Annotated in this window: 24 protein-coding genes; 18 read left to right on the top strand and 6 right to left on the bottom strand. The window is 66.1% G+C overall.

Translation table 11 applies throughout. The features are described 5' to 3' along the window. Nucleotides 1-13 precede the first annotated feature (13 nt). Nucleotides 14-256 (bottom strand): cysteine-rich CWC family protein, encoded by a 243-nt coding sequence (locus tag K226_RS19405; RefSeq protein ID WP_081739315.1) that lies wholly within the window; start codon nucleotides 254-256, stop codon nucleotides 14-16. 542 nt (nucleotides 257-798) lie between these two features. Here K226_RS19405 and K226_RS0102385 point away from each other — a divergent pair. The 6 genes from K226_RS0102385 to K226_RS0102360 all read left to right on the top strand — a co-directional run bounded on the left by K226_RS0102385 (nucleotide 799) and on the right by K226_RS0102360 (nucleotide 6,920). Continuing rightward, nucleotides 799-3,642, top strand: a complete 2,844-nt coding sequence (locus tag K226_RS0102385; RefSeq protein ID WP_024813276.1) for a monovalent cation/H+ antiporter subunit A — start codon at nucleotides 799-801, stop codon at nucleotides 3,640-3,642. A gap of 61 nt (nucleotides 3,643-3,703) precedes the next feature. Next, on the top strand, nucleotides 3,704-4,090 hold the full coding sequence (locus tag K226_RS18615) for a Na+/H+ antiporter subunit C (protein ID WP_202798322.1): 387 nt from the start codon (nucleotides 3,704-3,706) through the stop codon (nucleotides 4,088-4,090). Further along, nucleotides 4,090-5,724 carry a monovalent cation/H+ antiporter subunit D gene (locus K226_RS18610; RefSeq protein ID WP_081739314.1) on the top strand — a complete coding sequence of 545 codons (1,635 nt, stop codon included), beginning with the start codon at nucleotides 4,090-4,092 and terminating at the stop codon, nucleotides 5,722-5,724. Before K226_RS18615 ends, K226_RS18610 begins: the two co-directional genes overlap by 1 nt. Next, nucleotides 5,721-6,296 carry a Na+/H+ antiporter subunit E gene (locus K226_RS0102370; protein ID WP_024815546.1) on the top strand — a complete coding sequence of 192 codons (576 nt, stop codon included), beginning with the start codon at nucleotides 5,721-5,723 and terminating at the stop codon, nucleotides 6,294-6,296. Before K226_RS18610 ends, K226_RS0102370 begins: the two co-directional genes overlap by 4 nt. Continuing rightward, nucleotides 6,293-6,568 (top strand): K+/H+ antiporter subunit F, encoded by a 276-nt coding sequence (locus K226_RS0102365; protein WP_024813275.1) that lies wholly within the window; start codon nucleotides 6,293-6,295, stop codon nucleotides 6,566-6,568. The genes K226_RS0102370 and K226_RS0102365 overlap by 4 nt, the downstream gene beginning before the upstream one ends. Before the next feature lie 10 nt (nucleotides 6,569-6,578). Then, nucleotides 6,579-6,920: a Na+/H+ antiporter subunit G gene (locus K226_RS0102360; RefSeq protein ID WP_024813274.1), complete on the top strand. Its 342-nt coding sequence runs from the start codon at nucleotides 6,579-6,581 to the stop codon at nucleotides 6,918-6,920. Nucleotides 6,921-7,020: 100 nt separating this feature from the next. On the opposite strand, the gene K226_RS0102355 is transcribed toward K226_RS0102360, so the two are convergent. Further along, nucleotides 7,021-9,228 carry a malate synthase G gene (locus K226_RS0102355; RefSeq protein WP_024813273.1) on the bottom strand — a complete coding sequence of 736 codons (2,208 nt, stop codon included), beginning with the start codon at nucleotides 9,226-9,228 and terminating at the stop codon, nucleotides 7,021-7,023. 276 nt (nucleotides 9,229-9,504) lie between these two features. Between K226_RS0102355 and K226_RS0102345 the strand changes: the two genes are divergently transcribed. The 12 genes from K226_RS0102345 (at nucleotide 9,505) to K226_RS0102290 (ending at nucleotide 20,680) form a co-directional block, all read left to right on the top strand. Next, nucleotides 9,505-10,428 (top strand): LysR family transcriptional regulator, encoded by a 924-nt coding sequence (locus K226_RS0102345; RefSeq protein ID WP_024813272.1) that lies wholly within the window; start codon nucleotides 9,505-9,507, stop codon nucleotides 10,426-10,428. A 58-nt stretch (nucleotides 10,429-10,486) separates the two neighbouring features. Next, entirely contained in the window at nucleotides 10,487-10,933 is a 447-nt protein-coding gene (locus tag K226_RS0102340; protein ID WP_024813271.1) for a DUF2214 family protein, read from the top strand. 148 nt (nucleotides 10,934-11,081) lie between these two features. Then, nucleotides 11,082-12,791 carry an arginine--tRNA ligase gene (argS, locus tag K226_RS0102335; RefSeq protein WP_024813270.1) on the top strand — a complete coding sequence of 570 codons (1,710 nt, stop codon included), beginning with the start codon at nucleotides 11,082-11,084 and terminating at the stop codon, nucleotides 12,789-12,791. Nucleotides 12,792-12,803: 12 nt separating this feature from the next. Further along, a complete protein-coding gene (locus K226_RS0102330; RefSeq protein ID WP_024813269.1) occupies nucleotides 12,804-13,469 on the top strand; it encodes an SPOR domain-containing protein in 666 nt (221 codons plus the stop codon). 84 nt (nucleotides 13,470-13,553) lie between these two features. Continuing rightward, nucleotides 13,554-14,210, top strand: a complete 657-nt coding sequence (locus K226_RS0102325) for a thiol:disulfide interchange protein DsbA/DsbL (RefSeq protein ID WP_024813268.1) — start codon at nucleotides 13,554-13,556, stop codon at nucleotides 14,208-14,210. 95 nt (nucleotides 14,211-14,305) lie between these two features. After that, on the top strand, nucleotides 14,306-14,956 hold the full coding sequence (gene lptA / locus K226_RS0102320) for a lipopolysaccharide transport periplasmic protein LptA (RefSeq protein WP_024813267.1): 651 nt from the start codon (nucleotides 14,306-14,308) through the stop codon (nucleotides 14,954-14,956). Then, nucleotides 14,953-15,735, top strand: coding sequence for an LPS export ABC transporter ATP-binding protein (gene lptB / locus K226_RS0102315; protein WP_024813266.1), 783 nt, complete (start codon nucleotides 14,953-14,955; stop codon nucleotides 15,733-15,735). Before lptA ends, lptB begins: the two co-directional genes overlap by 4 nt. Continuing rightward, nucleotides 15,735-17,324 (top strand): RNA polymerase factor sigma-54, encoded by a 1,590-nt coding sequence (locus tag K226_RS0102310; protein ID WP_024813265.1) that lies wholly within the window; start codon nucleotides 15,735-15,737, stop codon nucleotides 17,322-17,324. The genes lptB and K226_RS0102310 overlap by 1 nt, the downstream gene beginning before the upstream one ends. Before the next feature lie 89 nt (nucleotides 17,325-17,413). Further along, on the top strand, nucleotides 17,414-17,863 hold the full coding sequence (locus K226_RS0102305; protein WP_024813264.1) for a thioesterase family protein: 450 nt from the start codon (nucleotides 17,414-17,416) through the stop codon (nucleotides 17,861-17,863). A gap of 23 nt (nucleotides 17,864-17,886) precedes the next feature. Further along, complete coding sequence (locus K226_RS0102300) at nucleotides 17,887-19,188, top strand: class I SAM-dependent RNA methyltransferase (RefSeq protein ID WP_024813263.1); 1,302 nt, start codon at nucleotides 17,887-17,889, stop codon at nucleotides 19,186-19,188. After that, on the top strand, nucleotides 19,178-19,729 hold the full coding sequence (locus K226_RS0102295; RefSeq protein ID WP_081739313.1) for a putative toxin-antitoxin system toxin component, PIN family: 552 nt from the start codon (nucleotides 19,178-19,180) through the stop codon (nucleotides 19,727-19,729). Before K226_RS0102300 ends, K226_RS0102295 begins: the two co-directional genes overlap by 11 nt. A gap of 93 nt (nucleotides 19,730-19,822) precedes the next feature. After that, nucleotides 19,823-20,680, top strand: coding sequence for a UPF0149 family protein (locus K226_RS0102290; RefSeq protein ID WP_024813261.1), 858 nt, complete (start codon nucleotides 19,823-19,825; stop codon nucleotides 20,678-20,680). 236 nt (nucleotides 20,681-20,916) lie between these two features. Here K226_RS0102290 and K226_RS0102285 read toward each other — a convergent pair whose 3' ends face one another. The 4 genes from K226_RS0102285 to K226_RS0102270 form a co-directional block, all read right to left on the bottom strand. Then, complete coding sequence (locus K226_RS0102285; RefSeq protein WP_051463508.1) at nucleotides 20,917-21,336, bottom strand: CinA family protein; 420 nt, start codon at nucleotides 21,334-21,336, stop codon at nucleotides 20,917-20,919. Between the two features lie 101 nt (nucleotides 21,337-21,437). After that, nucleotides 21,438-21,911 (bottom strand): phosphatidylglycerophosphatase A, encoded by a 474-nt coding sequence (locus K226_RS0102280; protein ID WP_081739394.1) that lies wholly within the window; start codon nucleotides 21,909-21,911, stop codon nucleotides 21,438-21,440. A 206-nt stretch (nucleotides 21,912-22,117) separates the two neighbouring features. Then, nucleotides 22,118-22,603 (bottom strand): universal stress protein, encoded by a 486-nt coding sequence (locus tag K226_RS0102275; protein WP_024813258.1) that lies wholly within the window; start codon nucleotides 22,601-22,603, stop codon nucleotides 22,118-22,120. A gap of 97 nt (nucleotides 22,604-22,700) precedes the next feature. Next, nucleotides 22,701-23,831, bottom strand: a complete 1,131-nt coding sequence (locus K226_RS0102270) for an ABC transporter permease (RefSeq protein ID WP_024813257.1) — start codon at nucleotides 23,829-23,831, stop codon at nucleotides 22,701-22,703. Between the last annotated feature and the right edge of the window lies 1 nt (nucleotide 23,832).

The following is a 23,832-nucleotide window of genomic DNA, read 5'->3' as shown; positions in this document are numbered from 1 at the left end:
GGGCAAAAATCAATCATAAATGCGCGGTCTGCGGCCCGGGCGTGGTTATGTCGGCGGGGTCGGGGGTGCGGGCGCACACCGGGCAGATGCAGCGCTGGCCGCGCTCCTGCTCTGGCAGACGGCTCAGTGCCGCCCTGGACACCGTAACCTGCAGGCACCAGCATTCCTGCGGGTCGGCACCCGAGGCCATGGCGCATTCGTTGGGCTGGCCGCAGGCGGGGCAGGCGTTCGGGGGGGAAGAGGGCGAGGGGTTCATGAAAAGAGGGGCAGCGCGAACTTGGAGTGTAGGCCAAGGCCCGACGCAACGGTACCCGAAGCTGCTGTTGAATTTTAGATAAAAGCAGGCTACAAGGCTTATAAATAAAGCGCAAGCAGCTATTTAATCAATAGCAGATGATGAAGCACCCCTCATCCCCCCAGCGGCAGCAGTGCGCCGACCGCGCGGGTCGGTGGCGATCGAAATAGGCACCCCCTGCGGGGGGTGGAATACCGCTGCAAACGCCTGACTGCAGCCTTTCGTGCAGGGAATTCCCCAGCGGTTGGACTGTTTTTTGTGCCCGAAGTCCGGCGCACCGACTGTACATTCACCGGTCACGCCGTTGATGTGCGCCCTGTCCGCCCTCCCGCCTCCACCAGCTGGACCGTCGCAGTCGCCCGGCAACGCAGAGGCGCAAAGATCACCAGACAGTCAACCCGCCTGCGCACGATGGTGAGCACCGCTTGCCGCAGCGATGAGAGCGCTGCGCACCATCGCACCCGGCGGCAAAGCCGGGGGTAAAGACAACCAAAGGGAGAGCCGTGCTGTTACTCATCGTTTTGCTTCCGCTGCTGCTGGGCACCGCCGCCACGTTCTGGCTGGGTTCGCGCTCGCGCTGGCTCACGGCGCTGGCGGCGGGGGCCGTCACAGCGGCCAGTCTGGGCCTGTTGTTGAACCACGCGCCAGCGGTGATGGCGGGCGAGGTCATCGTGAACGCCTGGGACTGGGTGCCCGAGATCGGGCTGAACCTCACCTTCCGGCTGGACGGCCTGTCGATGATGTTTGCCGGGCTGATCCTGTTCATCGGGCTGATGATCGTCATCTATGCGCACTACTACCTGAGCGCCAAGGATTCGGCGGGCAAGTTCTACAGCGAGATGATGCTGTTCATGGCCGCCATGCTGGGCGTGGTGCTGTCAGACAACCTGTTGCTGCTGGTGGTGTTCTGGGAGCTGACCAGCCTGTCTTCGTTCCTGCTGGTGGGCTACTGGAGCCACCGGGCCGACGCGCGTGCCGGTGCCCGCCAGGCACTGGCCGTGACCGGCGGCGGCGGCCTGGCCATGCTTGGGGGCTTTGTACTGCTGGGCCAGATTGCAGGCACCTATGAACTGAGCGCCATGCTGGGCAACGTGGCCGCCATCCAGGCCGACCCGATGTTTGTGCCCGCGCTGCTGCTGATCCTGATCGGCGCCTTCACCAAGAGCGCGCAGTTTCCGTTCCATTTCTGGCTGCCCGACGCCATGGCCGCACCCACGCCAGTGTCGGCCTACCTGCACTCGGCCACCATGGTGAAGGCCGGCGTTTTTCTGCTCATGCGCATGTACCCGGTGCTGGCGGGCTCGGGCTGGTTCGAGGCGATCGTGACCACTGTGGGCCTGATCACGGTGCTGTTTGCGGCCTTCATCGCCATCTTCAAGCACGACCTCAAGGGGCTGCTGGCGTACTCCACCGTGAGCCACCTGGGCCTCATCACCTTTCTGGTGGGGCTGGGCTCGCCGCTGGCGGCCGTGGCGGCGGTGTTCCACGTGTTGAATCACGCCACGTTCAAGGCCTCGCTGTTCATGATCGCCGGGATCGTGGACCACGAAACCCACAGCCGCGACATGCGCAAGCTGGGCGGCCTGTGGGCGCTGATGCCCTGGACGGCCACCCTGTCCATGGTGGCGGCGGCGTCCATGGCCGGTGTGCCGCTGACCAACGGATTCTTGTCCAAAGAAATGTTCTTCACCGAAGCGGTGGCGGGCACCACCGGCGTGTGGGCCTGGCTGGTGCCTGCGGCGGTGACGCTTGCCGGCATTTGCAGCGTGGCGTATTCGCTGCGCTTTGTGCACGACACGTATTTCAACGGGCCGCTTGGCGATGTGCCCAACACCCACCCGCACGAGCCCCCGCTGGGCATGAAGCTGCCCGCCATGCTGCTGGTGACAATGTGCATCGCGGTCGGCCTGCTGCCCGCCATCACCTTCGGCCCGCTGGTGGACGTGGCGGCCACGGCCCTGGCGGGCAAGCCACTGCCCGAATACCACCTGGCCCTCTGGCACGGTTTCAACCTGCCGCTGCTCATGAGCGCTGTGGCCCTGGTGGCGGGCGTGGGGCTGTACCTGCTGCTGGCGGCGCACAAGCGGCTGCACCGCATCGAGTCCGAGGCCTGGTTTGGCCCGGCCACCGGGCGCCAGATTTTTGACGCTCTGATCGACGGCCTGTTTGGCCTGGCGGGGCGCATCTCGGCGCGGCTGGAAAGCGGCTCGCTGCAGCATTACCTGGCCTGGACGCTGGGCGCCGCCATTGCCGTGGTGGCCGTGACCGTGCTGGGCGGTGGCAGCCCTATGGGCACCGGGCCGCGTGAGCTGTTGCCGGCTTCGCCGCTGGCCATTGCCATCTGGCTGCTGCTGGGGGCCACCACGGTGGCGCTGGTGGCGACGCACCACCAGCGGTTCCAGTCGGTGGTGCTGGTGGGCGTGGTGGGGCTTGTCACGTCGCTGACCTTTGTCAGCCTGTCTGCACCCGACCTGGCGCTGACCCAGTTGTCGGTGGAGGTGGTGTCCACCGTGCTGCTGCTCATGGGCCTGGCCTTGCTGCCCCAGCACTCGCCGCGCGAGTCCGGCCGCCTGCGCCGCATGCGCGACGGCGCACTGGCGCTGGCCGGGGGGGCGGGCATGTCGTGGCTGGCCTGGGTGCTGCTCACCCGCGACCACGACTCCATCTCCTGGTATTTCCTGGACAAATCCATGCCAGCGGGCGGGGGCACCAACGTGGTCAACGTGATCCTGGTGGACTTCCGGGGCTACGACACCTTTGGTGAGATCACCGTGCTGGGCATTGCCGCCATTGGTGTGCTGGCGCTCATGGAAGGCATGCGCACGCGCCGCCCCACGGCCGACACCGAGGGCCGCAACTGGACCTTTGCCGAGCAACCCCTGCTGCTGCGCGTGGCGGCGGCGGTGGTGCTGCCGGTGGCGCTGGTGTTCACGCTCTACATCTTCATGCGCGGCCACAACCTGCCGGGCGGCGGCTTCATTGCCGGCCTGATCACGGCCGTGGCGCTGGTGCTGCAGTTCATGTCGATGGGACAGGTCAAGGCCGAATTGCTGCTGCGCGGCCAGGGCGGGCGCCGCTTCGTGAAATGGATTGGTGCCGGTCTGGGCATTGCCGGACTCACCGGCGTGGGCGCATTCGTGTTCGGCCGCCCCTTCCTGACCAGCGCCCATGGCCACCCCCATGTGTCCCTGCTGGGCGAGTTGCCGCTGGCTTCGGCTGCGCTGTTTGACCTGGGCGTCTACCTTGTGGTGGTGGGCGCCACGCTGCTGACCATCTCGGTGCTGGGCACCGTGAGCCGCGAGAGCCCGCAACCCGCCGCCCCGCGGCCACCGGAGCCTGCCGCATGAACGCCGCAAGCCCCCGTCACCCCTCGCCCGCCGTGCGACACACCAAGGAACCCACATGAGCATGGAATTTTTGCTGGCCACCGGCATCGGCTTTGTCACTGCCTGCGCCATTTACCTGATGCTGCGCGGGCGCACCTTTCCCGTGGTGCTGGGCCTGTCGCTGCTGGGCTATGCGGTGAACGTTTTCATTTTTGCCATGGGACGCCTGTGGTCCAACGCCCAGCCCATCCTGGTGGGTGATGGCCCCGTGGCCGACCCCTTGCCACAGGCGCTGGTGCTCACCGCCATCGTGATCGGCTTTGCCACCACCGGCTTTGTGATCGAACTGGCGCTGCGCAGCCGCCATGAGAGCGGCAGCGACCACGTGGACGGGCACGAGCCCGGCCACGCCCCGGGTTACCGCAGCGCCGCCCAGGCACCTGCGGGCAAGAGTGGAGGGCAGGCCTGATGTGGGATGTGATCTCTGCTTTCTGGCTGCAGCACGCCCCGGTGCTGTCGGTATTGCTGCCGGTGTTCACGGCCGTGGGCCTGTTGCTGATCGGTGATTCGGCCAGTTCAGGCAGCACCGGGGCGGACGGCCGCCAGCGCTGGGGCGCACGGCTGTCCATGGCGTCGGTGTTGCTGGGCCTGTTCATGGCCGTTCAGCTGGTGCGCCACGCCAGCGGCGGCGAGCTGCTGGTGTACCAGCTGGGTGAATGGCCCGCGCCGTTTGGCATCGTGCTGGTGCTCGACCGCCTGTCGGCCCTCATGGTGCTGCTGACCTACCTGGTGGCGGTGCCGGTGCTCTGGTATGCCACCGGTGGCTGGGACACACGGGGCCGCCACTTTCATGCCCTGTTCCAGTTCCAGCTGATGGGCCTGTGCGGCGCCTTCCTGACCGGCGACCTGTTCAACCTGTTCGTGTTCTTCGAGGTGCTGCTGATCGCCTCGTACGTGCTGCTGGTGCACGGCCAGGGCCGCGAGCGGTTTCGCATGGGCGTGCACTATGTGGTGCTCAACCTCGCGGCCTCGGGGCTGTTCCTGATCGGGCTGGCGCTGGTGTACGCCGTCACCGGCACACTCAACATGACCGACGTGGCCCTGCGCGTGGGCCAGCTCACGGGCGACAGCGCCGTGCTGGCGCGGGCAGCGGCGCTGGTGCTGCTGGTGGTGTTTGGCCTGAAGGCGGCGCTGGTGCCGCTGTACTTCTGGCTGCCGGGCACCTACGCGTCGGCCAGTGCGCCGGTGGCCGCGCTGTTTGCCATCATGACCAAGGTGGGCGTGTACAGCATCATCCGCGTGCACTGGGGCATTTTTGGCGCCGAGGCCGGTGAGGCCGCCTTTGCGGCCCAGGCCTGGCTGCTGCCGCTGGCCCTGACCACCAGCGTGCTCGGCGTGCTGGGTGCGCTGGCCGCGCACAGCATGGGCCGGCTGGTGGCCTACCTCACCGTCTCGTCGGTGGGCACCATTCTGGCGGGCGTGGGGCTGTACTCCCCTGAAACCCTGTCTGCTTCGCTGTACTACACGCTGCACAGCACGGTGGTGATTGCGGGCCTGTTCCTGCTGGTCGAGCTGATGGCCGCCCAGCGCGGCGACGCGCTGGACAAGCTGCGGCCTGCTGCGGCGGTGCGCGAGCCGGTGCTGCTGGGGCTGATGATGATTTTTGGCGCGGCCTCGGCCGCCGGGCTGCCGCCGTTGCCGGGCTTTCTGGGCAAGCTGATGATTCTGGAGAGCTCGTCGGGCCTGCCCGCGCAGGCCTTGGTCTGGGCGGTGGTGCTCAGCGTGGGCTTCTTCACCATCGTGGGCCTGGCACGCGCCGGGGTCATCGTGTTCTGGCATATCCAGCCCGGCGAAGGCCGGGGCGAGCCCAGCTCGGGCTCCAGCGTCAAGTTGTTATCGGCCGTGTGGTCCTTCATGGCGCTGACGCTGGCCATGGCGGTGCTGGCATCCCCCGTGAAGCGCTACACCGACGCCACCGCTCGGCAGCTGGCCGACCAGGCCGCCTACGCCCGCGCCGTGCTGGGCGTGACCGGCGCCCCCACCACCCGGCCCTACGACGGCCAACGCACACCGGCCGCGGCCCCCACCGAGGAGACCCGATGAACCCCAACACCTCGCCCCCCGCCAATCCGGCGCGCAAGCCGGGCTGGCTCAGCCATCCGCTGCTGTCCCTGCTGCTGGGCGCCAGCTGGCTCGCGCTGTCGCACAGCCTGGAGCCCGTGCACCTGCTGTCGGCGCTGCTGATTGCCCTGATCGTGCCGCGCCTGCTGCACCCGTTTCTGGGCGAACACGCCCGGATCGACTGGCTGGCCGCCGTGCGGCTGACCTTGGTGGTGCTCAAGGACATCGTGGTGGCCAACATCACGGTGGCCCGGCTGGTGCTGGGCCCGCTGCCGCGCATGCAGCCCGCCTGGCTGCCCGTGCCGCTGGCCTGTGACCACCCGCGCGTGAATGCCTTGTTCGCCACCATCATCACCACCACGCCCGGCACGGTGTCGTGCGTGGTGGACGAGCAGCGCCACGAAATTCTGGTGCATGCCCTGACCTGCGACGACGCGCAGGCCATGATCGACGACATGAAGACGCGCTACGAGGCGCCTTTGCTCCAGATTTTTCGCCAGCAGCCGCGCGCCGCAGCGCCCGGCGCTGGCGCCACCACCGGGAGGGCCGCATGAACGTTCTGGACATGGCATTGAACCTGGGCGTGGCTGCCGTGACGGTGGCCGTGGTGCTGTGTGCCTGGCGCCTGCTGCGCGGGCCTGAAATGACCGACCGCCTGCTGGCACTGGACACGCTCTACATGAATGCCGTGGCGCTGATCGTGCTGCTGGGCATCCGCTGGAACACCGCGCTGCTGTTTGAGGCCGCCCTGCTGGTGGCCATGCTGGGCTTTGCCTCCACCGTGGCGCTGGCACGCTACCTGAGCCGCGGCGACGTGGTGGAATAAAGGAGTAACCATGCACCCTCTGATCGAATGGACTGCCGCCGCGCTGATTGTGATCGCGGCCTTCTTCCTGCTGGTGGGAGCCATTGGCCTGGCCCGCCTGCCCGACTTTTTCATGCGCCTGCACGCACCCACCAAGGCATCCACGCTGGGTGTGGGCGGCGTGCTGCTGGCGTCCATGCTGGTGGCGTTCAGCCAGGGCCGCCCCGGCATTGCCGAGCTGCTGATCACGCTGTTTGTGTTCGTCACGGCCCCGGTTTCGGCCAACCTCATGGCCCAGGCGGCGCTGCACCTCCGGCTGGCGTCGCGCGCGCCGGTGCCCGACGACGCGGTGCCCGAGCGCCGCCAGGGCTGAGCGCCATGAACAACGGCACCCGAAGGTGCCGTTGTTCATTAAAACAGCCTTCAGTCTTTGTCCATAAAGCGCTGATAGCTATTACATCAATAGCAATCGATCACGCCGACGCCTTGAGCTTCAGGCGCCAGGCGTGCAGCAGGGGCTCGGTGTAACCGCTGGGCTGCTCCACGCCCTTGAACACCAGATCGCAGGCGGCCTGGTAGGCCATGGATTCGGCAAAGCGGCCGTGCATGCGCTGGTAGAGCGGGTCACCGCTGTTTTGCTGGTCCACCTTGGCGGCCATGCGCTCGAAGGTGGCGCGCACGCGGCCTTCGCTCACCACGCCATGCAGCAGCCAGTTGGCCATGTGCTGGCTGCTGATGCGCAGCGTGGCACGGTCTTCCATCAGGCCGATGTCGTTGATGTCGGGCACCTTGGAGCAGCCCACGCCCTGGTCCACCCAGCGCACCACGTAGCCCAGAATGCCCTGGGCGTTGTTGTCCAGCTCCTGCTGGATCTCCTCGTCGCTCCAGTTCGGGTTGGCCGAGACGGGAATGGTCAGCAGGCCGGTCAGCAGGTCATCGCGCAGGGCATTGGCGTCGGTCTTTTCCAGTTCGATCTGGATGTCGCTCACCTTGACCTGGTGGTAGTGCAGGGCGTGCAGCGTGGCGCCCGTGGGGCTGGGCACCCAGGCGGTGTTAGCTCCGGCCTTGGGGTGGGCGATTTTCTGCTTGAGCATTTCGGCCATCAGGTCCGGCATGGCCCACATGCCCTTGCCAATCTGGGCCTTGCCGCGCAGGCCGCACGACAGGCCCACCAGCACGTTGCTCTTTTCGTAGGCCTGGATCCAGGCGCTGCTCTTCATGTCGCCCTTGCGGATCATGGGGCCGGCGTGCATGGCGGTGTGCATCTCGTCGCCCGTGCGGTCCAGGAAGCCGGTGTTGATGAAGGCCACGCGGCTCGATGCCGCAGCGATGCAGGCCTTGAGGTTGACGGAAGTGCGGCGCTCTTCGTCCATGATGCCCAGCTTGACGGTGCTGTCAGGCAAGCCCAGCAGCTTTTCCACGCGGCCAAACAGCTCGGCGGCAAAGCCCACTTCGGCGGGGCCGTGCATCTTGGGCTTGACGATGTAGACCGAGCCTTTGCGCGAGTTGCGGACGCCATTGGCGCCGTGGCCTTGCAGGTCATGCAGGGCGATGGCCGTGGTGACCACGGCGTCCATGATGCCTTCGGGGATCTCGCATTGCTGGCCCTGGGCGTCCGTCCACAGGATGGCCGGATTGGTCATCAGGTGGCCCACGTTGCGCAGGAACATGAGCGAGCGGCCATGCAGGCGCACTTCGCCCGCGCCGCTGGGTGCGGTGTAGACGCGGTCGGGGTTCAGGCCGCGCGTCATGGTCTTGCCGCCCTTGTCAAACGATTCGGTCAGCGTGCCCTGGAGGATGCCCAGCCAGTTGCTGTAGCCCAGCACCTTGTCTTCGGCATCGACGGCGGCCACCGAGTCTTCGAGGTCGAGGATGGTGGACAGGGCGGCTTCCAGCACCAGGTCGCTCACACCGGCGGCATCGGTCTGGCCGATGGGGGTGCTGCGGTCGATCTGGATATCGAGATGCAAGCCGTTGTGCTGCAGCAGCACCGCCGAGGGCGCAGCGGCGTTGCCCTGGTAGCCGGTGAACTGGGCGGGGTTCTTCAGGCCCGAGGTGCTGCCATTCTTCAGGGCCACCACCAGCTGGCCGGCTTCTACGCGGTAGCCGGTGGCGTCCTTGTGCGAACCGGTTGCCAGCGGCGTGCTCTGGTCAAGCACGTTGCGGGCGAACTCGATCACCTTGGCGCCGCGCACCGGGTTATAGCCCTTGCCCTTTTCGGCGCCATCGGTCTCGGGGATGGCATCCGTGCCGTACAGCGCGTCGTACAGGCTGCCCCAGCGGGCGTTGGCGGCGTTCAGGGCATAGCGCGCATTCAGGATGGGCACCACCAGCTGGGGGCCCGCCTGGACGGCGAGCTCGTCGTCCACATTGGACGTGGTGACCTGCACGTCGGCGGGCTGGGGGACCAGGTAGCCGATGGTTTCAAGAAACTTGCGGTAGGCCGCCATGTCGGTGATCGGGCCGGTGTGGGCCTTGTGCCAGGTATCGAGCTCGGTCTGCAGGCGGTCACGCTCGGCCAGCAAGGCGATGTTGCGGGGGGCGAGATCGGCCACGATGGCGTCAAAGCCCTTCCAGAAGGCGCTGCTCTGCACGCCGGTGCCGGGCAAGACCTTGTCTTCCACAAAGCGGAACAGGGAGGTGGCCACTTGCAGGCCGTGAACAGAGGTGCGTGCGGTCATGGTGCGATGCCTAACGAATGAAAAATGAAGGAAGAGCCAGCCAGCGGGACCGCCGGTGCGGGACATGGACAGACTGTATTGCAATTGTTTGGTGGCATAAAGCCCTTGAATATCTTGAAACCAATGACTTTTAAGCAAAAGTAGATCAATAATGTGCTACCAATATAATAGCTTATGGCGCTTATTGGGTAATGGCTTGCGGCTGTTTTTGTTCATATTTTGCGGCATGGCGCTGCCCCACTGCCTTGCGCAGGTTTGTCTCCATAATCAGCGCCCATGGACAAACTCAAGGCCTTCGAATCCTTTGTGTCAGTGGCCACGCGCGGCAGTCTCACCGCTGCGGCCAAGGCCGAAGGCGTGGCGCCCGCCATCATGGGGCGGCGGCTGGACGCCCTGGAAGAGCACCTGGGCGTGAAGCTGCTGGTGCGTACCACGCGGCGCATCAGCCTGACGCACGAAGGCAGCGCATTCCTGGAGGACTGCCAGCGCCTGCTGTCCGACGTGGCCAACGCCGAAGCCAGCGTGTCCGAAGGCGGCGTCAAGGCCACGGGGCATTTGCGCATCACCGCCCCTGCGGGCTTTGGCCGTCGTCATGTGGCGCCGCTGGTGCCGCGTTTCCGGCTGGCGCACCCCGATGTGACGATCTCGCTCAACCTCAGCGACCGCGTGGTGGACCTGGCCGGCGAGGGCTTTGACTGCGCCGTGCGCGTGGGCGACCTGCCCGATTCGTCGCTGGTGAGCGTGCGCATCGCCGACAACCGCCGCCTGTGCGTGGCCACTCCCGCCTACCTGCAACGCCATGGGGTACCGCGCCACCCCAGCGAGCTGTCGGGCCATGACTGCCTCACGCTGTCGAGTGAAGCCTCGCAGACGCGCGGCTGGGCCTTTCGCATGCCGGCCCCGGACGGTGGCAGCGAGGTGGTGCACCTCAAGCCCGGCGGGCCGCTGGATTGCTCGGACGGCCAGGTGCTGCACGACTGGTGCCTGGCGGGCTACGGCATGGCATGGCGCAGCACCTGGGAGGTGGAGGCGGAAATCGCCGCCGGCCGTCTGGTGGAAGTGCTGGAGGAATATGCAGCACCACCCAACGGCATTTACGTGGTGTTCCCCCAGCGCAAGCACATGCCGCTGCGGGTGCGCCTGTGGATTGACTTCCTCAAGCACAATTACAGCCAACCCGGTTTCTGGACCGCCGCATGACCCGCACCGCGGGGCGTTGCGAACCGCTCCCTGCCGCCGCAATTCACAAGGATCTGCAATGACTCTCGAAGCCGTATTGGCCAGCCTGCATCTGGTGGCCATCCTGACCCTGGTGGTCTTCATGTCGAGCCAAGCGGCGCTGTGCCGCATCGAATGGCTCAATGCCGCCGTGGTAGAGCGGCTGGTGCGCCTGGACGTGATCTACAACGTGACGGCGCTCGTGCTGCTGCTCACGGGCCTGGCGCGCGTGGTGTGGGGCATCAAGGGCATGTCCTGGTATGTCTCGCAGCCCCTGTTCCATGTGAAGGTCACGCTGTTCGTGGTGATGGTGCTGCTCTCCATCTGGCCCACGCTGTCGTTTCGGCGCTGGCGCAGCCAGCTGCGTGCCACCGGCGCGCTGCCGCAGGCCCGCGAGGTGGGGCAGGTGCGCCGGCTGGTCATGGTGCAGTCGCACATCCTGCCCGTGGTTGCCGTCATTGCCCTGTTCTGGGCGCGTGGCTGGTAGGCAGGCCCCGCAGTGGGTAGCGCTTTCTGCCCGATTGCGCCCTGGACCGGCCCCGCCCGCCGCGCCGATGGCACATGCGGGCAGGCGTTTGTCGCTTCAATGCCCTCGGCCGCGCAGCCGCCTGGCACCTGCCCCGTAAAATCGCCCGATGCTCTCTGTCAAACAAGATCTGCTGGCCGCGCTCGCGGCCGAGCTGGAAACCCTCACCCCCGGCGCGGGCGCCAAGGCCGCATTTGAATCGCCCAAGGTGGCCTCCCATGGAGACTTCGCCTGCACCGCGGCCATGCAGCTGGCCAAGCCACTCAAGCTCAATCCCCGCCAGGTGGCAGAGGGCCTGCGCACCGCGCTGCTCGCCACGCCGGTTTACCAGCGCTGGGTTGCCGACATCGACATCGCGGGCCCCGGCTTCATCAACATTCGCCTGAAACCGGCGGCCAAGCAGGAAATCGTGCGCGAGGTGCTGGCTGCTGGTGAGCGCTTCGGTTTCCAGAACCCGCGCAATGCGCGCGTGCTGGTCGAATTCGTCTCTGCCAACCCCACCGGGCCGCTGCACGTCGGCCATGGCCGCCAGGCGGCCATTGGTGACGCCATCAGCAACCTGTTCGCCACGCAGGGCTGGAGCGTGCACCGCGAGTTCTATTACAACGACGCAGGCGTGCAGATTCAGACCCTGGCCCACAGCACCCAGCTGCGCGCCAAGGGCTTCAAACCCGGCGACGAATGCTGGCCCATCGACCCGGAAAACCCGGCGAGCAAGGCCTTCTACAACGGCGACTACATTGTCGACATTGCCGAGGCCTTCAAGGCCAAGGCCACCGTCAAGGCCGACGACCGTGAGTTCACCGCCAACGGCGATGTGGAGGACTACGACAACATCCGCCAGTTTGCCGTGGCCTACCTGCGCAACGAGCAGGACAAGGACCTGCAAGCCTTCAATCTGCACTTTGACGAGTACTACCTCGAATCCAGCCTGTACACCAGCGGCCGTGTCGAGCAGACGGTGAACAAGCTCATTGCCAATGGCAAGACCTACGAGCAGGACGGCGCGCTGTGGCTCAAGTCCACCGACTACGGTGACGACAAGGACCGCGTCATGCGCAAGGGCGACGGTAGCTACACCTATTTCGTGCCCGACGTGGCGTACCACATCACCAAGTGGGAGCGCGGGTTCACCAAGGTCGTCAACATCCAGGGCACCGACCACCACGGCACCATTGCGCGCGTGCGCGCCGGGCTGCAGGCGGCCGATGTGGGCATTCCCCAGGGCTATCCCGACTACGTGCTGCACACCATGGTGCGCGTGGTCAAGGGCGGTGAAGAGGTCAAGATCAGCAAACGCGCGGGCAGCTACGTCACGCTGCGCGACCTGATCGAGTGGACCAGCAAGGACGCCGTGCGTTTCTTTCTGCTCAGCCGCAAGCCCGACACCGAATACACCTTTGACGTCGATCTGGCCGTGGCGCAGAACAACGACAACCCGGTGTATTACGTGCAGTACGCGCATGCGCGCATCTGCTCGGTGCTGCGGGCCTGGCAGGAGGCCAGCGGCGGCGACGTGGCCTCGCTCAAGGAGGTGGACCTGTCTCCGCTGGACGGGCCGCAGGCCCAGGCGCTGATGTTGCAACTCGCCAAATACCCCGACATGCTCACCGCTGCTGCCGAGGGCGAGGCGCCGCACGACGTCACCTTCTACCTGCGTGATTTGGCCGCCAGCTACCACAGCTATTACGACGCCGAGCGCATCCTGGTGGACGACGAAGCAGTAAAAAGGGCCCGCCTGGCACTGGTCGCTGCCACCGCGCAGGTGTTGCACAATGGCCTGGCCGTGCTGGGCGTATCGGCTCCAGCCAGAATGTAAGCAGTTACTACCATGAAGAAAAAACAGACGGGTGGCACCATCATCGGCTTCATTTTCGGAGTCCTTGTGGGCCTGGGTGCCGCACTGGTCGTGGCCGTGTATGTGACCAAGGTGCCCGTGCCATTCCTCAACAAGGGGGGTGTGCGGGGCGTGGACCAGGACGCGGCTGAAGCGCAAAAAAACAAGAACTGGGACCCGAACTCGCTGCTCACCGGCAAGGGCTCTGCACAAAGCCCTGCGCGCGTGCCCACACCGGCGGCCCCGGCCAGCGCTAACGGCGCTAACGGCACGGCTCCAGCCGCCGAGGTCACCGCTGCGCGGACCCCCGCTAGCAAGCCCGCAACGGCCGATGCCAAGCCCGCAGCAAAGGTCGACACCAAACCCGCCGCCTCGGCAGACCCGCTGGGCGATCTGGCCAAGGCCAAGTCGGCGGCGGTGGATCCGTTTGATTATTTCGTGCAGGCCGGAGCGTTCCCCAACCAGGCGGGGGCCGATGCCCAGCGCGCCAAGCTGGCCATGCTGGGCTGGGAAGCCCGCGTGAGCGAGCGTGAGCAGAATGGCCGCACCGTGTACCGTGTGCGCGTGGGCCCTTTTTCCAAGCGCGACGACGCCGAGCAGCTCAAGGAAAAGCTGGAAGGCGCGGGCGTAGAGTCCGCGATGGTGCGCGTACAGCGCTAAAGCAGCAAAGCCCATCGCCATTGTCTGAACTTTTTCATGGGGGAGTGCTCACACCTCCAGACCCGAACAAGGAGTGTCCCTGTTATGAAACGCCGCGAGTTTTCCCTGTCCACCGCTTCGGTGGTTGCCGCTTCCGCCCTGACCTTGCCACTGGCCACGCCGGCCATGGCGCAGGCGCGCCAGTTCAAGGAGGGCAAGGATTACACCAGGCTCGCCAAGCCGCTGACGCCCGATGCGCCTGCTGGCAAGGTGGATGTGATCGAGTTTTTCTGGTACAGCTGCTCGCACTGCAACGCATTCGAGCCAGCGCTGGAGTCCTGGATCAAGGCCGCTCCCAAGGATCTGAGCATCCGTCGCATCCCGGTGGCGTTCAATGCCAGCTTCGTGCCACAGCAAAAGCTGTATTTCACGCTGGAAGGCATGGGCAAGCTCGATACCGTGCATGGCAAGGTATTCCGCGCCATCCACGTTGAAAAGCAAAAGCTGGCCAAGGACGATGAAATCTTCGCCTGGGTGGCCCAGCAGGGGGTGGACATCGCCAAGTTCAAGGAGATGTACAGCTCTTTCACGGTGGCCAGCCAGGTGCGTCGTGCCACGGCGTTGCAAGAGGGCTACGGCGTGGAAGGCGTGCCGTCGATGGGCGTTGCCGGCCGGTTCTATACCGATGGCACCATGGCTGGCAGCATGCAGACCGTGCTGCAGGTGGTGGAGCATCTGGCGGGCGTGGCACGCAAGGGCTGATTGCGCAACCCGCTCCCGAGAAGCCCGCGCCAGCGGGCTTTTTTATGGGCGATGGCACCGGTGCATGGCTACAATGAGTGCAAGATTCGTGCCTCATGAAAAAAAGCCTCCTCCCGATCCTGCTGCTGACCGCCCTTGCCTGCGCCCCTGGCGTGGGCCAGGCCGAAAAGGCCGACCGCAACAAACCCATGAACATCGAGGCCGATGCGTTGCGCCACGATGAACTCAAGCAAACCAGCGTCTTCACGGGCCGGGTGGTCATGACCAAGGGCTCCATCGTGCTGCGCGGGGCGCGGCTGGATGTGCGCCAGGATGCCGATGGCTACCAGTACGGCGTTGTCACGGCCGAGCCTGGCAAGCGCGCATTCTTCCGGCAAAAGCGCGACACCGTGGCGGGCGCACCCGACGAGTTCATAGAAGGCGAGAGCGAAGTCATCGAGTACGACGGCAAGGCCGACAACGTGCGCTTCATCACCCGCGCCGAGATGCGCCGCTACCGCGAATCCGTGGTGACCGACGAGCTTTCGGGCGCCGTCATTGTGTACAACAACCTCACCGACGTTTTCACGGTGGATGGCCAGAAAAAGGCGGCCGCCAGCGGGGCGGGCGATGCGCCTGCTGCGGGCGGGCGGGTGCGTGCCGTGCTGTCACCCAAAGAACAGCCTTCCGGCGCTGCCGCTCCGGCCAATGCAGCCAGCGGGCCGGTGCTGCGTCCCAGCAATTCCCTCGGCGGTGCGAGCAAGTGAGTGCTGCGACAGTGAATCAAGACCCAGATACCCAGGCGGGCAGCCGCCTGGAAGTGGAGCACCTCGAAAAATCCTATGGCAGCCGAAAGGTCGTCAAGGACGTGTCGCTGGTTGTGCAAAAGGGCGAAGTGGTGGGTTTGCTCGGGCCCAATGGCGCTGGCAAGACCACCTCGTTCTACATGATCGTGGGCCTGGTGCGCTGCGACGGGGGCGATATCCGCATCGATGGCCATTCGGTGGCCGACATGCCCATCCACCGGCGCTCGCGCCTGGGGCTGTCTTACCTGCCGCAAGAGGCATCGATCTTTCGCAAGCTCAACGTCGAAGAGAACGTGCGCGCCGTGCTGGAGCTGCAGCGGGGCGATGACGGCAAGCCGCTGGGCCGGGCGCAAATCGAAGAGCGCCTCACGTCCTTGCTGCAGGAGTTGCGCGTGGACCATTTGCGCGACTCGCCGGCCCTGGCATTGTCGGGTGGTGAGCGCCGCCGGGTCGAGATCGCCCGTGCCCTGGCCACCCAGCCCCGCTTCATCCTGCTCGATGAGCCCTTTGCCGGCATCGACCCCATCGCGGTGATCGAGATCCAGCGCATCATCGGTTTCCTCAAGGCGCGCGGCATCGGCGTGCTGATCACCGACCACAACGTGCGCGAAACCCTGGGCATCTGCGACCACGCCTTCATCATCAGCGACGGCCGCGTCCTGGCCCAGGGCACCCCGTCCGAAATCGTCGACAACGCCGAGGTGCGTCGGGTGTACCTGGGTGAACATTTCAGGATGTGATGAAACCTGGTCTTTCGCTGCGCGTCTCGCAGCACCTGTCGCTTACGCCGCAGCTGCAGCAATCCATCCGGCTGTTGCAGTTGTCCACGCTCGAACTCTCGCAGGAAGTCGAGCAGATGCTCGACGAGAACCCGTTTCTCGAGCGCACGCCCGAAGAAGCCCCACGCGAAGAGTTTGGTCTTGAAGCGGCCGACACCCCCGCGCAGACCGACGATTACAGCGCCGATGACGCTATATTTTCAGGAGCTGTTAGCGCAAGCAGCACAAGCGCTGAAGGCCAAAATGATGCTGAAACGCCCAGCGCCAGCGCGGACGAGCCCGACTGGAGCGGCGACGGCACCGTGGAAATGGCACCCAACGACGCCGAGTGGGGGGGCGACGCACCCGCGCGCAACCGCAATGACTCCGAGGGCGACGAAGCCGATGCCACCGAGCTGGCCCGCTCGCACGAGTCACTCACGTCCTTCCTGCACCGCCAGGCCTTGGCGCTGCGCCTGTCGGAGATCGACCGCGCCGCGCTGCGCTTTCTGATCGAATCGCTCAACGACGACGGCTACCTCGAAGAGCCCCTCGAAGAGCTGGCCACGGGACTGGCTGGCGAGGGCAACCTGGAGCAGATCGACGAGCTGGTGCACCGCTTCACCGTGGCGCAGCGCCTGCTGCAAAGCCTGGAGCCGGTGGGCGTGGGCGCGCGCAACCTGGCCGAGTGCCTCACGCTGCAACTCAAGGCCCTGGCCGCCGACGAAGGCAGCGCGATCGACCCCGACGCCGTGCAGACCGCGCTGCGCATCTGCCAGCAGCCGCTGGAGATGCTGGCCCGCCGCGACATCCGCCGGCTGACGCAGCTGTGCGGCGATGGCGAAGAGCGCACCCGCGCCGCCATGGCGCTGATCGCCCGCCTGGAGCCGCGCCCCGGCCGCCGCTTTGCCGATGTAGAGCGCAACATCATCGTGCCCGATGTCATCGTGCGCAAAGCCGGGCGCGCCAATGGTCGCGATGGCCAGCACAACTTCATCGTCAGCCTCAACCCCGATGTGATGCCGCGCCTGCGCGTGCACGACATCTATGCGGGCGCCCTGCGCGGGCACAAGGGCGGCGAGGGCCACCAGGGCATGCAGCAGCGCCTGCAGGAGGCGCGCTGGTTCATCAAGAACATCCAGCAGCGCTTTGACACCATCCTGCGCGTCTCGCGCGCCATCGTCGAGCGGCAAAAGAGCTTTTTCACCCATGGAGAGCTGGCCATGCGCCCGCTGGTGCTGCGCGACATTGCCGACGAACTGGGCCTGCACGAATCCACCATCAGCCGCGTGACCACCGCTAAATACATGGCCACGCCGATCGGCACCTACGAGCTGAAATACTTCTTTGGCTCGGGCTTGGGCACCGAGACCGGCGGCAACGCATCGAGCACGGCGGTGCGCGCGCTCATCAAGCAGTTCGTTGCCGCCGAAAACCCCGCCAAACCCTTGTCCGACAGCCAGATTGCCGAGATGCTCAAGGAGCAGGGCATCGAGTGCGCGCGCCGCACCGTGGCCAAATACCGCGAGGCGCTCAAAATCGCGCCGGCCAACCTGCGCAAGGCGCTGTAGACGTTTTTTCCCGCCGAGCGCGTGGGCTGTGCGTCTGTCAGCTGCCGTTTGTCATCCCTTTGTTCTGTTTTTTACTTGTCTCTCACGCCATGGCCCGCATCGTTTTCGATCTTCCTGCCCACTTTGTCTTTTCGACCGAGATGCAGATCTACATCAGCCATGTGAACCAGGGCGGGCACCTGGACAATGCCCAACTGCTCAGCCTGGTGTCCGAGGCGCGCGTGCGCTTTTTCCAGGCGCAGGGCTATCCCGAGGCGGATGTGGGCGGCCTGGCCATCGTGGTGGGCGACATCGTGGCGCAGTACAAATCCGAGGGCTTTCATGGCGAGACCATGCGTGTGGAGATGACTCCCGCCGATTTCAACCCCTACGGCTTTGACCTGGTGTTTCGCATGACCGAAAAATCGCAGGGCCGCGAAGTGGCACGCGGCAAGACCGGCATCGTCTTCATCAACAAGTCCGATCGCAAGGTGGCGCTGCTGCCCGCACACATCCGCGCGCTGCTCAGCCGCCCACCTGTTTCTGCCGCCCAGCCGTAGGCGCGTATCCTTTTGCCCTGTCTATGAACCAACTCCAACTTTTCCTGCCGTGCGCCGCTGGTGTCGAGAGCTATCTGGCTGACGAAGTGCACGCCATCACCGGCCTCACGGGGCAAGACCTGCTCACGGGGCGGGGCGGCGTGCTGCTGCGGGCCTCGTGGCGCGATGCGCTGCTGCTCAACCTGCACAGCCGCCTGGCCCAGCGCGTGCTGGTGCAACTGGCGCACCGCCCCTACCGCTCTGAAAACGACCTGTATGCCGCCGCCAGCGACGTGGCCTGGGAAATCTGGTTCACCACGCGCCAGACCTTCAAGGTCGAGGTGACGGCGCAGCACAGCCCGCTGCAGAGCCTCAATTTCGCGGGCCTCAAGGTCAAGGACGCCGTGGCCGACCGCTTTCGCGCCAAGACCGGCGTGCGCCCCGATGTGAACACGCAGTGGCCCGATGTGCGCATCCACCTGCACCTGACCACCGAAGAGGCCACGATCTACATCGATACCAGTGGCGAGCCGCTGTTCAAGCGCGGCTGGCGCGAAGACAAGGGCGACGCGCCGCTGAAAGAAACCCTGGCCGCCGCCATGATTGCCGCCAGTGGCTGGGACCCCCTGGGTGACAACCCCGTGCCCCTGTACGACCCCTGCTGCGGCAGCGGCACCATCGCCATCGAGGCCGCGCAGATCGCCTGCCGCATCCCGGCCGGCATGCTGCGCCGCTTTGCGTTCGAGAAACTGCTGCCGTTCCAGAGTCATGTCTGGAGTGCTATCAAAAACGAAGCTGAAGGCGCAATACAGGAAAGCGCTGTGCCCATATTTGGCAGTGATGTGGCCCACCGCATGGTCGATTTTGCCCAGCGCAATGCCGAGCGCGCCGGTGTCGCCGATGCGGTGCAGCTGCGCGGTGGTGATGCCCTGCAGCGCATGCCGCCCTGCGAGCAGCCCGGCGTGATGCTGCTCAACCCGCCCTACGGCGAGCGCATTGCCGCCGCCGGCACGGCCGGGCAAAACGCCAACGAGCGCGCCGCCCAGCGCGCGCAGGGCGATGCGGTCGGCCGCGAAGCCGCACACACCGACGATGGCGGCGAGTTCTTCAGCCAGCTGGCCGCGCACTGGAAAAAGAACTACGCCGGCTGGCAGGCCTGGATGCTCACCCCCGACCTCAAGCTGCCCGGCAAGATGCGCCTGAAAGAATCGCGCCGCGTGCCCATGTGGAACGGCCCCATCGAGTGCCGCCTGTTCCGCTTCGACATGGTCAAGGGCTCGGTGCGCGCGCCGCGTGGTGATGGTTCGGCCCCGTCGGCGCCAGCGCCCAAGGCCCATGGCGGCTAGGCCTGCACGCCATGTGCTGGCGCTGCCCGAATGCGGCGCACCCGGCGATGGCGGTGCCAACGCGCGCGCGCTGGTGCTGGACACCAACATCGTGCTCGACCTGCTGGTGTTTGCCGACGCGGCCGTGGCGCCCCTGCGCACGCTGCTCGACGCCCAGCGGCTGTGCTGGGTGGCCACACCACCAATGCGCGACGAACTCGCACGCGTGCTGGCCTATCCGCAGATCGTGCCGCGCCTGGCGTTTTATGGGCTGACCGCCGATGCGCTGCTGCAGTCCTATGAAGCCCAGGTGCGCTGGGTGGATGTGGCGCCGCGCGTTTCAGCCGTGTGCAAGGACTCCGACGACCAGCATTTCATCGACCTGGCCGTAGCCCACCGCGCCATCCTGCTCAGCAAGGACAAGGCGGTACTTTGCATGCAAAAAAGGCTGCTGGCCCTTGGTGCGCAAGCGGCAAAAGCTATAGTTTTTGAGGAAGATGGATGGGCCGGGGTGTCGCCGGTGGGCACAGCCACCACGCCCTTGGCCGTGCTGGCGGCTTGACTTTTCGCCCTGGCGGGCGGCTACACTGGCCGCCTTTGCAAGGGGCCGCGGGCAGCATCCAAGCCCAGCGGCCCCGCTGACTGGAGCCCCGCTATGAACACCCCCCAACAAGAACCCTCGGACGCCGCCGCCGCATCCGCATCCGCATCTGCCGCACCGGCCCTGGGCCCCGACGAACTCGACGAGATCGACACGCTGCTGGACGACCTGCGCACGCGGGGCGAAGAGATTCCGCAGTGGGAGTTTTGCGATGGTTTCCTCACGGCGCTGATCTGCAGCCGCCGCCCCATTCCGCCATCGGAATACCTGCCCATGCTGCTGGGCGATGGCGCAGCGATCGATCTGGCCGAAGACGAGCCGCTGCCGCTGCCGCTGCTGCCGGCGTTTGCCGATGCCGCCCAGCAGGCGCGGTTCCTGGAGCTGTGGATGCTGCGCTGGAACGAGGTCGAGGCGCAGCTCGACGCCCCGGTCGAAAAGCTGGACGACGACCGCACCTTTCAGCCCGAAGCCATGGACATGCGCGGCGCCGTGGCCAGCCTGCCTGAAGACCAGCGCGCCGAAATGGCCGGGCAGGAAATCCCCTCCTTTGGCCAGGTGTGGGCACTGGGCTTCATGTTTGCCGTGGAAAACTGGCCCGAGGACTGGGCCGCCCCGCGCGACAAGGAAGCCGCCAAGTGGCTTGACGATGCCCTGGACAGCATCGTCGCCCTGACCGAGGACGACACCGGCAAGCCCGAGGTCTGCATGTTCAGCGAAGACGGCCCGCCCAGCACCAGCCAGGCGCGCGTGGAAACCTTCGGCGAAGCCATCTGGGCCGTGTACGACCTGCGCCAGCTGTGGAAAAGCCTGGGCCCGCGCATCGAAACCGTGCGCAAGTTGGCCGAACCTGGTCGCAATGAGCCTTGCTGGTGCGGCAGCGGCAAGAAGTTCAAGAAGTGCCACGGCGCGTAAACGGCTGCTCCTGAAAAAGGAGCTTCTAGCGCTTTGCAGGCAAGGGCTGGAGGCTGATTTGGCCTGAATATTTACATGTCTCAGGCTCTCTCCCCAATCCGTTCGGGCTGAGCCTGTCGAAGCCAGGGCGCCCTTTGCCAGCACCCCTTCGACAGGCTCAGGGCGAACGGGTCTATCTGAGGCAAGCACCTAATCAGGTGTTTTGGCTTGAATTTTGACGGAAGGCGCGCGGGCCGCTACGCCAGCAGCGCCTGCAGCCGCGCCAGCGCATGGCGCACCGTGGCAGCGCGCACGGCGGCGCGGTCGCCCGCAAAGTGCTGCACCTGGCTGTGCGTTTGCCCGGCCACGCACCAGCCAAACCACACCATGCCCACGGGCTTGTCGGCACTGCCGCCCGTGGGGCCAGCGACACCAGTGACGGCCACGGCCACCTGGGCGTGCGCGTGCGCCACCGCGCCTTCTGCCATGGCGCGTGCCACGGGCTCGCTGACGGCGCCGTGCTGCGCAATCAGTGCCGTGGGCACGCCCAGCAGCTCGGTCTTGGCCGCGTTGGAATAGGTGACGAAGCCGCGCTCGAACCACTGGCTGGAGCCTGCCAGGTCGGTGCAGGCGGCGGCGATCATGCCGCCAGTGCAGCTTTCGGCGGTGGCCAGCATCCAGCCGCGCGTGAGCAGTTGGGCAGAAATTTGAATCAAAATAGCCTCTAGCCCTTTACCATCAAGCGCCAGCAGCTCTTCTTTTGATAGTGATGGGGCGGTCACCAGAAGAACCTCCACACCGCAATGACCAGCAGTGTGCAAAACGCCGCCACAAAGTCGTCGAACAAAATGCCCCAGCCGCCGCGCCAGCCAAAGCCCTTGAACAGCTGGTCGGCCCAGCCCACGGGCCCGGGCTTGGCGGCATCAAAGTAGCGAAACAGGGCAAACGCCACGGCCTGGCCCCACAACCCCATGGGCATGGCCAGCCACAGCACCAGCCAGAAGGCCACGACCTCGTCCCAGACGATGCTGCCGGGGTCGGACACGCCCATGTGCCGCGCGGTGATGGTGCAGGCCCACCAGCCCACCAGCGTGCCCGCGCCGATCAGCAGGCCCATTTGCTGCGGGTCCAGCCAGTGCTGCAGCACCAGAAACGCCAGCCAGGCCCACAGCGTGCCCACGGTGCCCGGCGCCTTGGGGCTCAGGCCCGCGCCAAAACCCAGCGCAAGGCAGTGCGCCGGGTGTTGCAGCATGAAGGCGGCAGTGGGCCGACGCGGCGGTGGCGGTGTGCCGGGGGCGCGCGGCGTGGCATCGGTCACATCGACCGTGTCGCGGGGGGCGCCAGATGGGGTGGGAATCACGCGGGAACCTCGGGGGGTGCATCAGAAGGGGGAATGCTAGCAGCCGCGTTTGCCCCGGCGGCGGGCGCAACGGCACAACCTCCGCGCCGGCTGCACGCTCAGGCCGACGCGCCGGGCTGCGTGTTGGCGGGCGCGGCTGCAGGCAGGCGCACCAGCAGCACCGGCACGGGGGAGGTGCGCGCAATTTGCTCGGCATCGCTGCCCAGGAACATGCGCGCCAGGCCTCGCCGCCCCTGGGTGCCCAGCACGATCAGGCGGGCGCCCCATTGCCGGGCTTCGTCGATCACCAGCGGTGCCACCTGGGCGTCCAGGTTTTCCAGCAGCCGGATTTCGGCCTGGATGCCTTGCGCGGTGAGCTGATCGCAGGCCTTGCGCAGCATGGTCTCGGCCCCCTTCATGGCGGCGGGGAGAAAGTCGCTTTGGTAGACCTCTGGGCGCACAAAGCCGACCGCGTGTGTCAGGGGGTCGATGATGTGCAGCAGCCGCACCTGCGCACCCATTTTCAGCGCCAGGCCGGCGGCTTCTTTCAGGGCTTGTTCGGAGGTGGGGCTGCCGTCAAAGGGAACCAGGATTTTTTCGTACATGAGGGGCCTCTTGCAAAGATGGGCAAATAGGGGCAAAAACAGGTGAAAGCGGATGAAACCAGTCTGGCACAGCCCGCCGGGGAACGGAAAAAAAAGGTCAGGCCATCTGGCTGATGGTTTTGCGAAAACGGGCCAGGGCGGCAGTGAACAGCACGCCGCCAATTACCAATATGGCCAGCAATTGCGGCCACACCATGTCGAGGCCGGCACCGCGGTACAGGACGGCCTGTGCGGCGGTGACGAAGTGCGTGGTCGGCGCGGCCAACATCACTTGCTGCACGAATTCCGGCATGCTCTCGCGCGGCGTGACGCCGCCCGACAGCATTTGCAGTGGCAACAGGGTCAGCACCAGCAGCATGCCGAACTGCGGCATGGAGCGGGCCACGGTGGCCAGGAAGATGCCCATGGAGGTGGTGGCAAACAGGTGCAGCGCCGACAGCGCCATGAACAGCAGCACCGAGCCCTGCACCGGCACCCGAAGGACGCCCTGCACCACGAACACCAGCGCCACCAGCGCCGCCAGCAGCACCACCAGCCCCATGGACCACACCTTGGCCAGCATGATCTCGCCGGGCGTCACGGGCATGACCAGCAAATGCTCGATGGTGCCGTGCTCGCGCTCGCGGATCAGCGCCGCGCCCGTCAGGATGATGGACAGCATGGTGACGTTGTTGATGATCTCCATCAGCGAGCCAAACCATGCCTGTTCGAGGTTCGGGTTGAAGCGCATGCGCACGTTCAGGTCCACCGGCAGCTGCGCGGCGCTGCGGTGGCGCTGCACGAACTCGCCCACCTCGCCCGCCACGATCTGCTGGATATAGCCGCTGCCGGTGAACGCCTGGCTCATGCGCGTGGCGTCCACGTTGAGCTGCACTGCAGGGGCGAGCCCGGCCAGCACCTCGCGCTGGAAGTTGGGCGGGATGTCGAGCACAAAGGTGTAGGTGCCGTTGTCCATGCCGGCATCCATCTCGGCCAGCGTGATCAGGCGCGGGGTGGTGAAGTGCGGCGGGTAGAAGCTGGCCACGATGCGCGCCGACAGGGGCGAGTCGTCCTCGTCCACGATGGCGATGGCGGCCTTGTGCAGGCTCTCGGGCATGGCCGTGGCGGCTACGTAGATCGACACCGTGAAGGTGTAGACGATCAACACCAGCATCATGGGGTCGCGCACCAGGCTCCACAGCTCCTTGATCCCCAGGCGCCAGATGTTGGCAATGGATGCAGCGTGCATG

The sequence above is a fragment of the Acidovorax sp. JHL-3 genome, assembly GCF_000526295.1.
Lineage (GTDB): Bacteria > Pseudomonadota > Gammaproteobacteria > Burkholderiales > Burkholderiaceae_C > Acidovorax > Acidovorax defluvii.
The sequence above is the reverse complement of the archived record's forward strand: the minus strand, read 5'-3'. Positions and strand labels throughout refer to the sequence as shown.